At 67.3% G+C, this 14,779-nt stretch carries 14 protein-coding genes and 1 pseudogene; 14 read left to right on the forward strand and 1 reads right to left on the reverse strand.

Features of this window, described 5'->3' with window-relative positions; all coding sequences use genetic code 11:
* Positions 1–130: 130 nt before the first annotated feature.
* From AC1ECW_RS10950 to AC1ECW_RS11005, 12 genes are all read left to right on the forward strand, one after another.
* Positions 131–595, forward strand: coding sequence for a tripartite tricarboxylate transporter TctB family protein (locus tag AC1ECW_RS10950; RefSeq protein WP_481201829.1), 465 nt, complete (start codon positions 131–133; stop codon positions 593–595).
* 24 nt (positions 596–619) lie between these two features.
* Positions 620–2,128, forward strand: a complete 1,509-nt coding sequence (locus AC1ECW_RS10955; RefSeq protein ID WP_409704158.1) for a tripartite tricarboxylate transporter permease — start codon at positions 620–622, stop codon at positions 2,126–2,128.
* 99 nt (positions 2,129–2,227) lie between these two features.
* Positions 2,228–3,502 (forward strand): DUF3422 family protein, encoded by a 1,275-nt coding sequence (locus AC1ECW_RS10960; RefSeq protein WP_409704160.1) that lies wholly within the window; start codon positions 2,228–2,230, stop codon positions 3,500–3,502.
* A 64-nt stretch (positions 3,503–3,566) separates the two neighbouring features.
* Entirely contained in the window at positions 3,567–5,183 is a 1,617-nt protein-coding gene (locus AC1ECW_RS10965) for a gamma-glutamyltransferase family protein (protein ID WP_409704162.1), read from the forward strand.
* Between the two features lie 35 nt (positions 5,184–5,218).
* Complete coding sequence (locus tag AC1ECW_RS10970; RefSeq protein WP_409704184.1) at positions 5,219–6,088, forward strand: DMT family transporter; 870 nt, start codon at positions 5,219–5,221, stop codon at positions 6,086–6,088.
* A gap of 4 nt (positions 6,089–6,092) precedes the next feature.
* Positions 6,093–6,875, forward strand: coding sequence for an SDR family oxidoreductase (locus AC1ECW_RS10975; RefSeq protein ID WP_409704164.1), 783 nt, complete (start codon positions 6,093–6,095; stop codon positions 6,873–6,875).
* 228 nt (positions 6,876–7,103) lie between these two features.
* Entirely contained in the window at positions 7,104–7,307 is a 204-nt protein-coding gene (locus tag AC1ECW_RS10980; RefSeq protein ID WP_481201830.1) for a formate dehydrogenase, read from the forward strand.
* 79 nt (positions 7,308–7,386) lie between these two features.
* Positions 7,387–10,356, forward strand: coding sequence for a formate dehydrogenase subunit alpha (locus AC1ECW_RS10985; protein ID WP_409704168.1), 2,970 nt, complete (start codon positions 7,387–7,389; stop codon positions 10,354–10,356).
* 27 nt (positions 10,357–10,383) lie between these two features.
* The gene (gene fdh3B / locus AC1ECW_RS10990) at positions 10,384–11,013 is read left to right on the forward strand and encodes a formate dehydrogenase FDH3 subunit beta (protein WP_409704170.1); all 630 of its coding nucleotides are present in this window, start codon (positions 10,384–10,386) and stop codon (positions 11,011–11,013) included.
* Positions 11,010–11,243, forward strand: a complete 234-nt coding sequence (locus tag AC1ECW_RS10995) for a hypothetical protein (protein WP_409704172.1) — start codon at positions 11,010–11,012, stop codon at positions 11,241–11,243. Before fdh3B ends, AC1ECW_RS10995 begins: the two co-directional genes overlap by 4 nt.
* 31 nt (positions 11,244–11,274) lie before the next feature.
* On the forward strand, positions 11,275–12,399 hold the full coding sequence (locus AC1ECW_RS11000) for a formate dehydrogenase subunit gamma (RefSeq protein ID WP_481201831.1): 1,125 nt from the start codon (positions 11,275–11,277) through the stop codon (positions 12,397–12,399).
* A 74-nt stretch (positions 12,400–12,473) separates the two neighbouring features.
* Positions 12,474–13,349: a formate dehydrogenase accessory sulfurtransferase FdhD gene (locus tag AC1ECW_RS11005; protein WP_409704176.1), complete on the forward strand. Its 876-nt coding sequence runs from the start codon at positions 12,474–12,476 to the stop codon at positions 13,347–13,349.
* Between the two features lie 3 nt (positions 13,350–13,352).
* Here AC1ECW_RS11005 and AC1ECW_RS11010 read toward each other — a convergent pair whose 3' ends face one another.
* Positions 13,353–13,880, reverse strand: coding sequence for an Mpo1 family 2-hydroxy fatty acid dioxygenase (locus AC1ECW_RS11010; protein WP_481201832.1), 528 nt, complete (start codon positions 13,878–13,880; stop codon positions 13,353–13,355).
* A 235-nt stretch (positions 13,881–14,115) separates the two neighbouring features.
* On the opposite strand from AC1ECW_RS11010, the gene AC1ECW_RS11015 reads away from it, so the two are divergent.
* Complete coding sequence (locus AC1ECW_RS11015; RefSeq protein ID WP_481201833.1) at positions 14,116–14,283, forward strand: hypothetical protein; 168 nt, start codon at positions 14,116–14,118, stop codon at positions 14,281–14,283.
* 47 nt (positions 14,284–14,330) lie between these two features.
* Positions 14,331–14,513, forward strand: a pseudogene (locus tag AC1ECW_RS11020) (transposase); the annotation flags it as partial.
* Between the last annotated feature and the right edge of the window lie 266 nt (positions 14,514–14,779).

Below are 14,779 nucleotides of genomic sequence, written 5' to 3' on the forward strand. Positions count from 1 at the left end.
GCTCGGCCGGCAGGCCTCCTGCCGCTACGTGTATTCCACAGGAACGGTTTGCGGGCCGCTCCCTAGAATCGCCGGCAGTTCTATCGTGGGCAGTTCTGCCAATACCACCATAACCGTCTGAGGAGCGATCGTGAAGATCAAGAGTCAGAAGGACTTCGCGTCCGGACTGATGTTCATCGTCGTGGGCATCGCGTTCGCCTGGGGTGCCACCGAATACAGCTTCGGCAGTTCCGCGCGCCCCGGCCCGGGGTATTTCCCCTTCGGTCTGGGCATCTTGCTGGCCATCCTGGGCGCCCTGGTCACGTTCAGCGCGCTGACCATCGAGACCGAGGACGGCGAGCCCATCGGCCACATTGGGTGGAAACCCTTGTTCATCATCGTCGGATCGGTGGTGCTGTTCGGCGCTACGCTGCCCCGCCTGGGTCTGCTGATCTCGCTGCCGCTGCTGATCATCGTGGCCAGCCTCGCCGGCGACGAATTCAATTGGCGAGATGCCATCATCGCCGCGGTCGTGCTCACGGCCCTGTCATGGTTCGTGTTCTCTTGGGCGCTCAATCTGGTCATCCCCTTGTGGCCGGCTTGGCTTTCCCAGTAAGTCGAACGCCCAAGGAGACCCCTCATGGATTTGCTTGCCAATCTCGCGCTGGGTTTTGAGACTGCGCTGTCGCTTCAAAACCTGGGTTATGCCTTCATCGGGGCCCTGTTCGGCACCCTGGTGGGCGTGTTGCCCGGTCTCGGCCCGGCGGCCAGCATCGCGATGCTGCTGCCCTCCATCTACGCGCTGGACGCCACGCCGGCGCTGATCATGCTGGCGGGCATCTACTACGGTTCGCAATACGGCGGCTCGACCACCGCCATCCTCATCAACGTGCCGGGCGAATCATCCTCGGTCGTGACCGCCTTGGACGGCTATCAAATGGCCCGCCAGGGGCGTGCTGGCGCGGCCTTGGCCACGGCTGCGCTGGGCTCTTTCTTTGCCGGCTCGGTGGCTACGCTCATCATCGCTGGCTTTGCGCCGCCGCTGACCGAGCTGGCCTTCAAGTTCGGCCCGGCCGAATACTTCTCGCTGATGGTGCTGGGCCTGATCGGCTCGGTGGTACTGGCCTCGGGCTCGCTCATCAAGGCCATCGCGATGATCCTGCTGGGTTTGCTGATCGGGCAGATCAACACCGACGTGATCTCCGGCGTGCCGCGCTACTCGTTCGACATTCCCGAACTGTCCGACGGCATCAACTTCGTCGTCATCGCGATGGGCATCTTCGGCTTCGGTGAGATCATCGCCAACCTCTCGGTCCCGTCGCACACCCGCGAGGTCTTCACCCGCGACGTGCGGGGCCTGTGGCCCAGCAAGAAGGACTTCAAGGAAGCCGCCCCGGCGGTGCTGCGCGGCACGGCGCTCGGCTCCATCCTGGGCATCCTGCCCGGCGGCGGCGCGCTGCTGTCCTCGTTTGCCTCCTACACGCTGGAGAAGAAGCTCGCCAAGGATCCCAGCCAGTTCGGCAAGGGGGCCATTCAGGGCGTGGCCGGCCCCGAGGCGGCGAACAATGCCGGCGCCCAGACCTCCTTCATTCCCATGCTCACGCTGGGCATCCCGTCCAACGTCGTGATGGCGCTGATGGTGGGCGCGATGACGATCAAGGGCATCCAGCCCGGCCCGCAGGTCATGACCAGCGACCCGGCGCTGTTCTGGGGCCTGATTGCTTCGATGTGGATCGGCAACCTGATGCTCGTGGTGCTCAACCTGCCGCTGATCGGCATCTGGATCAAGCTGCTGACGGTGCCTTACCGCTTCCTGTTCCCGGCGATCCTGACCTTCTGCTGTATCGGCCTGTACACGCTGAACAACAACAACTTCGACGTCTACATGGGCGCCCTGTTCGGCATCATCGGCTATGCCTTCTACAAGCTGGGCTGCGAGCCGGCCCCGCTGCTGCTGGGCTTCATCCTCGGGCCCATGATGGAGGAGAACCTGCGCCGCGCCCTGCTGCTGTCGCGCGGCGACTGGACGGCCTTCGTCACCCGCCCGCTGTCGGCCGGCCTGCTGCTGGCGGCCCTGGCGATGGTGGTGATCGTGCTGATGCCCTCGATCCGGCGCAAGCGCGAGGAAGCCTTCCAGGAAGCCGACTGACGCGGGGCTGCCTGCCTGCGCGCTGCAAAGGCCGCCTTCGGGCGGCCTTTGCGCCTTTGAGCGGCCGCGATAATGCGCCCCCAGGAGGAGATTAGCCCGATGCTCACACCCCATCCGCTGCGGGAGGTTCTGCACAACGAGGTCCATGCGCGCCCCTACGAGCGGATGTGCGCGCCGCTGGCGCTGTCGCACCTGGCGCTGCTCACACCGCCGGGGCAGACGGCCTCGCGCGAGCACTTGCACGCGCTGCTGCGCGCGCGCCACCTGCCGCTGCCGGCCGAGGACGCCAGCCACCTGAGTCTGGACATCGGAGGCGTGCACCTGCGCTGGGAGCAGCACACCGAGTTCCAGACCTACACCTTCTGGCGGGCCCTGTCCGAGCGGCCCACCAGCTTCGACGAGCCGGCCGTCGGCCTGGTGCCCCAGGACTGGCTGCGCGGCATCCCGGGGCAATGGCTGGTGGGCATGCACGTGCTGGTCACGCGCACCCGCGATGACGGCTCCGACCCCCTGGTGCGTGGGGCCCTGTCCGAGGAGAGCCTGGTCGGCTCCATCGTGATGGACGGACAGGCCGAGGTCTACACCGACTTCCGGCTGCATGCCGACGGCTTCGCGCGTGTGGTGGTGGTGGCCGCCAGCATGCACCCCCGCCGTCTGGGCCGCACCGTCCAGCGCCTGCTGGAGGTGGAGACCTACCGGATGATGGCTTTGCTGGGCCTGCCGGCGGCGCGCCAGGTCGCCGCCACCCTGGCCGATGCCGAGCGCGAGCTGGCACGGATCGCAGACCAGATCCGCAGCGCCGAGCGCTCGCACGAGCCTGAGCTGCTGCGCCAGCTCACCCACCTGGCCGGCCGGGTGGAGAGCCTGTACGCCAGCACCCACGCCCGATTCTCGGCCAGCGGCGCCTACTTCGAGCTGGTGCAGCGGCGCATCGACGAGCTGGCCGAGCACCGCCTGGCCGGATTGCAAACCATGGGCGAGTTCATGGACCGGCGACTGGGGCCGGCGATGCAGACCTGTGCCTGGGCGGCGCGGCGCCAGCAGCAGTTGTCCGAACGCATCTCGCGCACCAGCAACCTGCTGCGCACGCGCGTGGAGATCGAGCAGCAGCAAAGCAGCCAGGCCCTGCTGGATGCGATGAACCGCCGCCAGAAAGCCCAACTGATGCTGCAGACGGCTGTCGAAGGCTTGTCGATTGCGGCGATCACGTACTACGGCGCCGGCCTGGTCGGCTATCTTGCCAAAGGGGCCAAGGATGCGGGCCTGCCGCTCAGCGTCGACATCGTCGTCGCCGCGGCCATTCCGCTGATCGCAGCCACCGTCTGGGTGGGGCTGCGTCGCCTGCACGCGGCGGCCCAGCGCGCGGCGCAATAGACCCGGTGCTGCAGGGCGGCGCCGGGCCGCGCATAATCATCCGATGATTCGGCCGAGGCCTGCCATGAAACCTTTCCTCTACGACACGCCGTACCCCTCGCTGCGCCTGCCCGTCTTCGCCCGCAACCTGGTGGCCACTTCCCATCCGGCAGCGGCCAGCGCGGGCCTGCGCATGCTCTGGAAGGGCGGCAATGCGGTGGATGCCACCATTGCCGCGGCGGCGGCGATGACGATCCTCGAGCCCGTCAGCAACGGTCTGGGCAGTGATGCCTTCGCCATCGTCTGGGATGGCCGGCAGTTGCACGGCCTGAACGCGGCCGGTCGTGCGCCGGCGGCCTGGACGCGCGAGTACTTCGCGGCACGCCACGCAGGGCAGGCCACGCGCCCGCCCAAGCGTGGCTGGGACTCGGTCACCGTGCCCGGCATGGTGGCCGGCTGGGTGGCCCTGCACGAGCGTTTCGGCAAGCTGCCCTTTGCCGACCTGCTGGAGCCGGCGATCGACTATGCCGAGCGCGGCTACTGCGTGCCGCCGGTGGTGGCCGCCAAGTGGGCTGCTGCCGTGCCCGAGCTGGAGGGCCAGCCGGGCTTTGCGCAGGCCTTCATGCCCCACGGCCGCGCGCCCGAGGTGGGTGAGCATTTCACGTTCAAGGACGCCGCGCGCAGCCTGCGGCTGATCGCCGATACGCGCGGCGAAGCCTACTACCGCGGCGAGATCGCCGCGGCCATCGCGGGCTTTGCGCGTCAGCATGGCGCAGCCCTCACCGAGGCCGATCTCGCGGCCATGCGGCCCGAGTGGGTGAAGCCGATCTCACGCCACTACCGCGGCTACACGCTGCACGAAATCCCGCCGTCGGGCCAGGGCATCGCCGCGCTGATCGCCCTGGGGATTCTTTCGCATTTCGATATCGCCGCGCTGCCGCGCGACTCGGCGGCCTCGCAACACCTGCAGATCGAGGCGATGAAGCTGGCCTTTGCCGACACCTACCGCTACGTGGCCGAGCGCGACCATATGGAAGTCACCGTCGAGCAGATGCTCGATGACGACTACCTCGCCAGCCGGGCGCGGCTGATCGATCCGGCCCAGGCCCAGGACTTCGGTGCCGGCAACCCGCCCACCGGCGGCACCATCTACCTCACCGCCGCCGACGAGCAGGGCCTGATGGTGAGCTGGATCCAGAGCAACTACATGGGCTTCGGCTCGGGTGTGGTGGTGCCGGGCTGGGGCATCTCGCTGCAAAACCGCGGCCACGGCTTTTCGTTGCAGGCCGGCAGCCCCAACGTGGTGGCGCCCGGCAAGCGGCCCTTCCACACCATCATTCCCGGCTTCCTCACGCGCGAGGGCGAGCCGATAATGAGCTTTGGCGTGATGGGCGCCAACATGCAGCCCCAAGGCCATGTGCAGACCCTCGTGCGCATGCTCGACTATGGACAGAACCCCCAGGCGGCCTGCGACGCGCCGCGCTGGCGCTACAACGAGGGCCTGTCGATCAATGTCGAGTCCACGATGGACCCGGCCGTGGTGCAGGGCCTGCAGGCGCTGGGCCACCGCATCGAGGTGCTGCAGGACCCCTACCAAGACTTCGGTGCGGGCCAGTTCATCTGGCGCCTGGGTGATCCGGCGGTCCAGGGCTATGTGGCCGCCAGCGATCCCCGGCGCGACGGCCAGGCGGTCGGGTTTTGAGCACAGCGGCCCACGACACCGCGGGGCGCTCGCCGATGGCCGCGGGTTTGCTGCTGGCCGCCGGCGGCGCGGTGGCCTTCTCGGGCAAGGCCATCATCGTCAAGCTGTCCTACCGCTATGGCGTCGATGCGGTGACGCTCATCATGTACCGCATGCTCTTTGCGCTGCCGCTGTTTGCGCTGCTGGCCTGGTGGTCGGGGCGCGGCAAGCCGGCCTTCACCCGGCGTGATTGGCTGGGCATCGGGGGCCTGGGCTTTTGCGGCTACTACCTGGCCAGCTTCCTCGACTTCCTGGGCCTGCAGTACATCAGCGCCAGCCTGGAGCGCCTGATCCTCTACCTCAACCCCACGCTGGTGCTGGCTTTGGGAGTGGTGTTGTTCAAGAAGCCGGTGCGTGCGCGCCAGCTCGTGGCCATTGCGGTGAGCTATGCCGGCGTGTTGCTGGTGTTTGGCCAGGAGGTGAACTTCGAAGGGCCCCATGTGCTGCTGGGCGGCCTGCTGGTGTTCGCCAGCGCGGTGTCCTATGCCGTCTACCTCGTCTACAGCGGCGAGATGGTGCAGCGCCTGGGGGCCATGCGGCTGGTGGGCTGGGCCAGCATGGTGGCCTGCGTGTTGTGCATCGCCCAGTTCGCGTTGCTGCGCCCCTGGTCGGCGGCGGTGGTGGCGCCCGAGGTGCTCTGGCTGGCCGTGCTCAACGCCACGGCCTGCACGGTGGCGCCCGTGCTGATGGTGATGATGGCGATCGAACGCATCGGTGCGGCCGCCACGGCCCAGATCGGCATGATCGGCCCGTTGTCCACGCTGGGCTTGGGCGTGCTGGTGCTGGGTGAACCCTTCACCCCCTGGATTGCCGCGGGCACCGTGCTGGTGCTGGCCGGCGTGTGGTTGTTGACGAAGTGGAGATAGGACGATGGACCTCGGCATTGCGGGCAAATGGGCCCTGGTGTGCGCCTCGAGCAAGGGACTGGGCAAGGGCTGTGCCTCGGCGTTGGTGGCCGAGGGCGTGAACGTGGTGATGACCGCGCGCACCGCGGCCGACCTGGAGGCGGCGGCGGCCGAACTGCGCGCGTTGGGCCGTGCCGAGGTGCGCACCGTGGCCGGCGACATCACCACGCCCGAAGGCCGGGCCGCGGCGCTGGCCGCCTGCCCGCAGGTGGACATCCTCGTGAACAACGCCGGTGGCCCGCCGCCCGGCGACTTCCGCGACTGGGGCCGCGAGGAATGGGTGCAGGCCCTGGAGGCCAACATGCTCACGCCCATCGAGCTGATCAAGGCCACCGTGGACGGCATGGCCGCGCGCGGCTTCGGGCGCATCGTCAACATCACCTCGGGGGCGGTGAAGGCGCCCATCGACGTGCTGGGGCTGTCCAACGGCGCGCGCAGCGGTCTCACCGGCTTCGTGGCGGGGTTGGCGCGCAGCCCCATCGCGGCACGCAACGTGACGATCAACAACCTGCTGCCTGGGGCCTTCGACACTGACCGCCTGCGCAAGACCCTGGCGGCTGGTGCGGCCAAGGCCGGCCTCGACGCCGACCAGGCGATGCAGCGCCGCCTGCAGGCCATCCCGGCCCGACGCTTCGGCACCGCCGAGGAGTTCGGGGCGGTGTGCGCCTTCTTGTGCAGCCAGCAGGCCGGCTACATCACGGGGCAGAACTGGTTGCTCGATGGTGGCGCCTATCCGGGCACGTTCTGAACGAACTGTCCAACGACAGCGCTTTCAGCCGTTTGCAAGTGCTGCACCGCCGCATGCACGATGAACGCACCGCGCCGCGTCTGGCCAGGCCGAATCGGTGCGAAAAGCGGCCCGTATGCTCGCAAACCCGCATTACACGGGGGGTGAGAGGAATAACATAGGGTGCATATAGCACAAGACCGCCGAGCCCCATCCTGGGGCCGAGCCGGTCGCCGACAGGAGACCACGATGAAAGCGTCTCAAGCACCCGTGAGCCGCCGCCGCTTGTTTGCAGGGGCCGGCTCGATCGCCGCGGTGGCCGCGGTGGCTTCCGTCATCCCCGTGCGCGAGGACCCGCCTGCGGGGGGCCAGAGCGAGCCCCAGCCCGACAAGCGTGCGGGCTACCGGCTGACGGAACACATCCAGCGCTACTACCAGACCGCCCGCGTCTGAGCGGTGCGGGGAGCAGGCTGCGGCCTGCGCCCCGTCATCCGTCTCGGTGCCGCCTCCAGTCGTTGTGTCAGGAGCCACCATGTTGCTCACCCGCAAATCCTCCAGCGCCACGCCGGCCGTCCGCGGCTCGTCCTCGCTCGTGGCCAGCCTAGCCCGCGGCGTGGCCCGTGCCGTGCCGACGATGGATCGCCGCGCTTTCCTGCGCCGCTCCGGCCTTGGGCTGGGCGTGGGACTGGCCGCCTCGCAGCTCACCTTGGTGAAGAAGGCCCAGGCTGCCGATCCGGCCAAAGCCACGGGGGCACCGACGGGCAAGGTCGAGGTCCGGCGCACCGTGTGCGGCCACTGCTCGGTGGGCTGCGCCATCGACGCAGTGGTGGAAAACGGTGTGTGGGTGCGCCAGGAACCGGTGTTCGACTCGCCCATCAACCTGGGCGCGCACTGTGCGAAGGGGGCCGCCGTGCGTGAGCACGGTCATGGCGAATACCGCCTCAAGTACCCGATGAAGCTGGTCAACGGCAAGTACCAGCGCATCAGCTGGGATCAGGCTCTCGACGAGATCTCGGCCAAGCTGCTGCAGCTGCGCGAGAGCAGCACGCCCGACTCGCTCTTCGTGGTGGGCTCGAGCAAGCACAACAACGAGCAGGCCTACCTGCTGCGCAAGTGGATGAGCCTGTGGGGCAGCAACAACTGCGACCACCAGGCGCGCATCTGCCATTCCACCACCGTGGCCGGCGTGGCCAACACGTGGGGCTATGGCGCGATGACCAACTCCTACAACGACATGCAAAACGCCAAGGCGGCGCTGTACATCGGCTCCAACGCTGCCGAGGCGCATCCGGTGTCGATGCTGCACATGCTGCATGCCAAGGAGAACGGCTGCAAGATGATCGTGGTCGATCCGCGCTTCACACGCACTGCGGCCAAGGCCGACCAGTACGTGCGCATCCGCTCCGGCACGGACATCGCCTTCCTCTTCGGCGTGCTCTACCACGTCTTCCAGAACGGCTGGGAGGACAAGAAGTACATCGCCGACCGCGTCTATGGCATGGACAAGGTGCGCGAGGAGGTGATGACGAAGTGGACGCCAGACAAGGTCGAGGAGGTCTGCGGCGTGCCCGAGGCCGAGGTCTTCCAGGTGGCCAAGACCATGGCCGAGAACCGGCCCTCGACCATCGTGTGGTGCATGGGCCAGACGCAGCACTCCATCGGCAACGCGATGGTGCGCGCTTCGTGCATCCTGCAGCTCGCCTTGGGCAACATCGGGGTGTCCGGCGGCGGCGCGAACATCTTCCGCGGCCACGACAACGTGCAAGGTGCCACCGACGTCGGGCCCAACCCCGACTCGCTGCCTGGCTACTACGGCCTGGCCGAGGGCTCCTGGAAGCATTTCGCCAAGGTCTGGGGCCTCGACTACGAATGGTTGAAGTCCCGCTACGCGCCCAACATGATGACCAAGTCGGGCATGACGGTGTCGCGCTGGATCGATGGCGTCCTGGAAAAGCCCGAGTTGATCGAACAAGCCGGCAACCTCAAAGCCCTCTTCTTCTGGGGCCACGCGCCAAACTCCCAGTCCCGCGGGCTGGAGATGAAGCGGGCGATGGACAAGCTCGACCTGCTGGTCGTGATCGATCCTTTCCCCTCGGCCACGGCCGCGATGGCCGCCATGCCCGGCAAGCCGGAGGATCTGAACCCCAACCGGGCCGTCTACCTGCTGCCAGCCACGACGCAGTTCGAGACCTCGGGCTCGTGCACGGCCTCCAACCGCTCCATCCAGTGGCGCGAGAAGGTCATCGAGCCGCTGTGGGAATCGCGCACCGACCACATGATCATGTACCAGCTGGCCGAGAAGCTCGGCTTTGGCAAGGAGCTGGTCAAGAACTACAAGATGGTCGCAGGCAAGGGCGGCATGATGGAGCCTGAACCCGAGTCCATCCTGCGCGAGATCAACCGCGGCGTGTGGACCATCGGCTACACCGGCCAGAGCCCCGAGCGTCTGAAGGCCCACATGCGCAACATGAATGTCTTCGACGTGAAGACGCTCAGGGCCAAGGGCGGGGTCGACAAAGAAACCGGCTACGTGCTCGACGGCGACTACTTCGGCCTGCCCTGGCCCTGCTATGGCACGCCCGAACTCAAGCACCCCGGCTCGCCGAACCTCTACGACACTTCCAAGCACGTGATGGACGGCGGGGGCAACTTCCGCGCCAACTTCGGTGTCGAGCGCGACGGCGTGTCGCTGCTGGCGGGCGATGGCTCCCATTCGTTGGGCGCCGACATCACCACCGGCTATCCCGAGTTCGACGACGTGCTGCTCAAGAAGCTGGGTTGGTGGGGCGAACTCACCCCCGAGGAGCAGCAGGCGGCCGAAGGCAAGAACTGGAAGACCGATCTGTCAGGCGGGATCATCCGCGTGGTGATGAAGAACCATGGCTGCCATCCCTTCGGCAATGCCCGTGCCCGGGCCATCGTCTGGAACTTCCCCGATGGCATCCCGCAGCACCGCGAGCCGATCTACTCGACACGGCCCGACCTCGTCGAGAAGTACCCCACCCATGCCGACAAGACCTTCTGGCGCCTGCCCACGCTGTTCAAGACCCTGCAGGACCAGAACAAGGACATCGGCCAGCGCTTCCCGCTGGTGATGACCTCGGGCCGCCTGGTCGAGTACGAGGGCGGCGGCGAGGAGACCCGCTCCAACCCCTGGCTGGCCGAGCTGCAGCAGGACATGTTCGTGGAGATCAACCCGGCCACGGCCAACGACCGCGGCATCCGTCCGGGCGAAATGGTGTGGGTGTCCACCCCCACCGGCGCACGGCTGCGGGTCAAGGCGCTGGTCACCGAGCGGGTCGACCGCAACACGGTCTTCCTGCCCTTCCACTTCTCAGGGCACTGGCAGGGCCAGGACCTGCTGCGCTACTACCCCGAGGGTGCGGCACCGGTCGTGCGGGGCGAGGCCGTCAACACGGCCACGACTTACGGCTACGACAGCGTGACGATGATGCAGGAGACCAAGACCACGGTCTGCCAGATCGAACGGGCGAGCGCCTGAGTGACGGCCGGCTGACAGGAGAACCCCATGGCTCGAATGAAGTTTATCTGCGATGCCGAGCGCTGCATCGAGTGCAACGGCTGCGTCACCGCCTGCAAGGCCGAGCATGACGTGCCCTGGGGCGTGAACCGCCGCCGCGTGGTCACGATGAACGACGGCCTGCCCGGCGAGCGCAGCATCTCGGTGGCCTGCATGCATTGCAGCGACGCCCCCTGCATGGCGGTGTGCCCGGTCGACTGTTTCTACCGCACCGACGAAGGTGTGGTGCTGCACGACAAGGACATTTGCATCGGCTGCGGCTACTGCTCGTACGCCTGCCCCTTCGGGGCCCCGCAGTTCCCCGCCAACGGCACCTTCGGTCTGCGCGGCAAGATGGACAAGTGCACTTTCTGCGCCGGCGGCCCCGAGGCCAGCGGCAGTGCGGCCGAGTACGAGAAGTACGGCCGCAACCGCCTGGCCGAAGGCAAGCTGCCGGCTTGCGCCGAGATGTGCTCGACCAAGGCCTTGCTGGGCGGCGACGGCGATGTGGTGGCCGACATCTTCCGCACCCGGGTGCTGCACCGCGGCAAGGGCAGCGAGGTCTGGGGCTGGGGCACGGCCTACGGCCGTCCCACGCAGAGCGGCCAGTCGCCCGCCAAGGAAGGAACCAAGTCATGAGCCGGCCACACCTCACCGCGCTGGGCCTGTTGCTGGCCGTGGGGCTGGCCGCCTGCAGCGAGACCGGCCAGACCGCCAAGGCGCCCTACAAACGCGGCGACACCCCGGCCTGGCAGGGGGCGACCAACCCCTATGTCGCCCCGGACTGGAAGCCCGGTGACCAGATGGCCTGGCAGGAGCAGATGCGCCGCCGTGCGGCCGGGCAGAACGAGTACTCGCGCATCAACTAGCGGGCCGAGTGCACGCAATCGAGGAGACGCCATGTTCCGCATCCTCCAGGGCCTGACGATCGCCGCCATGCTGGCTTGGTCGCCGGGCGTCTTTGCCCAGGGGGCTGCGCCGGCGACCGGCAGCGGCGCCCCCGAGGGCTTCGTCGCCCCGGCCGACCCCAAGCCCGAAGACACCAACGCGCAACGTGCGGTCTCGCAGCCCGGCAACAACGCGCCGTTCTGGCGCGCGGTGCGCGAGTCGGGCCAGCAAAGCGGCTACACCAGCCTGCCCGGCGTGGAAAAGGGCGTGCTGATCCAGTCGTTCGTGCAGTATCCCGGGTCGATGTACACCACCGCCGGCGAGGCTTGGCGGCAGGTGCGCAACAACTGGATCCTGCCCTACGGCGGCTCGCTCTTGCTCATCGTGTTGCTGGCCATCGCGCTGTTCTACTTCACCAAGGGCAGCATCGGGCTGCGCGAAGCCGAGACCGGCCGCCGGATCGAGCGCTTCACCTATTTCGAGCGTGCGGCTCACTGGGCCAACGCCGCCGCCTTCGTCGCGCTGGCGGTGTCGGGCATCGTGATGGCCTTCGGCAAGTTCTTCCTGCTGCCCATCCTGGGCGGCACGCTGTTCGGCTGGCTCGCCTATGCAATGAAGAACATCCACAATTTCGCCGGGCCGCTGTTTGCCGTGTCGCTGCTCGTGGTCATCCTCACCTTCGTCAAGGACAACCTGCCCAGCAAGGACGATCTCGTCTGGCTGGCCAAGGGCGGCGGCCTGTTCAGCGGCGCCCACGTGCCCTCGCACCGCTTCAATGCCGGCGAGAAGCTTCTCTTCTGGGGCGGGGTGTTCCTGCTGGGCCTGATCGTCGTGGCCTCCGGGCTGGTGCTCGACAAGCTCGTGCCGGGGCTGCTGTACACCCGCGGCGAGATGCAGATCGCCCACATGATCCACGCCAGTGCCGCGGTGCTGATGATGGCGGCTTTCCTTGGACACATCTACATGGGCACGTTGGGGATGAAGGGGGCTTACCAGGCCATGAAGACCGGCTATGTCGACGAGGCCTGGGCCAAGGAGCACCACGAGCTGTGGTATCGCGACATCAAGGCGGGCAAGATCCCGGCTCAGCGTTCCGGCACCCGCGAAGCCCCTGGCAAGCCCGCTGCCCAGGCCTGATGCGCGTCCGGTCTGCGTCGCCTTGCGGCCCCCGCAGCGACGCCGCAGCGGGCGTTCCTTCTATGCTTTCGTCCATGACCGCCCGCCCTCACCTGCGCCCAGAACTCAGCCAGGCGGCCACCCGTTTCACGCACCGGGTCACCGTCGTCGACGAGCATGGCCAGCCGCGGGAGGTGGAGATGCCCGCAGAACGCGATCTCACGCTCTACCTCGACCGGCGCGAACTGGTCACGTTGATGACCATGGGCACGCACCCGGAGTTGCTGGCGTTGGGATACCTGAAGAATCAGCGCCTGGTGCCCGGCATCGAGCACATTGCCAGCGTGCAGGTGGACTGGGAGGTGAACGCCTGCGCAATCACCACCCGCGGCGGCGTGCCCGACATCGAGGCGCGCACCGCGCGGCGCATCGTCACCACGGGCTGCGGCCAAGGCACGGTGTTCGGCGGCCTGATGGACGAGCTCGACCGGATCCAGTTGGGCGACACGCGCATCTCCCAGGGCACGTTGTACGAACTGCTCGATGTGATGCGCCGGCACGACACCATCTACAAGAGCGCCGGCTCGGTGCATGGTTGCGCCCTGTTCGCCGGCAGCGAACTCCTGCTTTTCACCGAGGACGTGGGCCGCCACAACGCGCTGGACGCCATCGCCGGCTGGATGTGGCTGCAGGGCCTGGAGGGGCAGGGCAAGACCCTCTATACGACCGGGCGTCTGACCAGCGAAATGGTCATCAAGGCCGCACAGATGGGCGTGGCCATCGTGGTGTCGCGCTCGGGGATCACCGAGATGGGGCACCGTCTGGCCGTCCAACTGGGCATGGCACTGTTCGCGCGCTGCACACAGCGCCACTTTCTGCTCTACAGCGGGCGCGAGCGCTTCATTGCCGAGCCCGAACTGGCGCCACCGCCGCCGCAACCGTGGACTGCACCCGCCCAGCGGGGCGGCTGAAATTCACGGCCGGGCGTTGGCCAGGTCGCGCACGATGGTGGGCCCGGCCTGCTGCTCGATGCGCGCGAGCATCTCGCGGTTCCAGCCGGCGGCGAACATCGCCTCGGCCACCACGAACATCGGCCCCACCAGCAGGCCGATGAGGTCGTCCACGAAGGCCGGCTTGCGCCCTTCGTAGTAATGGCCGATGAACTGGATGATCCAGCCCACCACGAAGGCGCCGATGCCGGTGGCCAGCCAGGCGCCGGTGCTGCCATCGGCAGCCCAGTGACCCAGCCAGATCAGGGCTCCCACAGCCGCGCTGGTGGCCAGGCCCAGCACCAGGTGGCGGCTGAGGTACCACAGGGCCGCCAGGCCGAACAGCACCCAGGCCGGCGAGAGGGTCAGCCCGGCCAGCTCGAAGCCGGGTCGTGCCAGCAGCGTGCCCACCGCGAACACGATCAGGGGCACGCCGACGAAATGGGTGGCGATATTGCGGCGGTCGCGATGGTAGGCGGCGTACTGGGTCAAGAGGTCAAGGGCGGTGCGCATGGCGGTTTTCCTGGAAGCTGAACCCCTGGCGGTTGGACTCTGCCATAGGCTTCAATATCCCGAGAACCGCCCCGGCTTGGGCTGCTGGTTTTCCCTGACCCAGCGTCCGCGCGTGAGAAACGACTCAAAGCACCGTTTCGGAGCCGCGGCTGGTGCGCTGCACAATTCGAAACATTCCTGGCGTGTGGCTTTCCTATGATGCAACCTCACGCCAACAAGACACTCAGGGATTCTCATGTCAGCGCCCATCTACTACGAGTACACCGTCCAGCCGGGTGAAAACCTCGTTGTGATCATTCACCGGCTTTACGGCTGGACGCCGCCCACTCGCCGCTATGGCGAGATTGCCAATGCGCTGAAGCTGCTCAATCCGCACGTGCCAAGCATCGATGCGCCCACGTGAACCGCCCCGGGTTTCGTGGAGGCTCCTTACTCTGAGAAGATGGAGCCATGAACGGCAAGAAGTCCAACCGTTTTTCACCCGAGGTGCGCGAGCGTGCCGTGCGCATGGTGCAGGAACACCGAGGCGAGTACCCATCCTTATGGGCCTGCATTGAATCGATTGCCCCCAAGATCGGCTGCGTGCCGCAGACCCTGCATGAATGGGTCAAGCAGCACGAGATCGACACTGGCACTGACCTGCCCCCGTTTCCCGTACCACTGGCTTGGAACATTTCCGCGGGGTTGATGGACTTTACTCTTGGGTCTTCTGGGTCACGCGGGCTGCGTCGTCAGCTTTCTGGCGATGCAGCGAGGCGAACCGTGCCGGAGGGACGGTGCGCGTCAAGGTAGTTGTCGCCTCGTTCACGCAGCCAATGGCTGTTTGACGGTGGCCGGCACGGCGCCTGCACGCAGGGTGGTGTCGCGCTCGGGGTTGAGCGCCACCAAGTCGATGTTCG

Source organism: Caldimonas hydrothermalis, assembly GCF_056746695.1.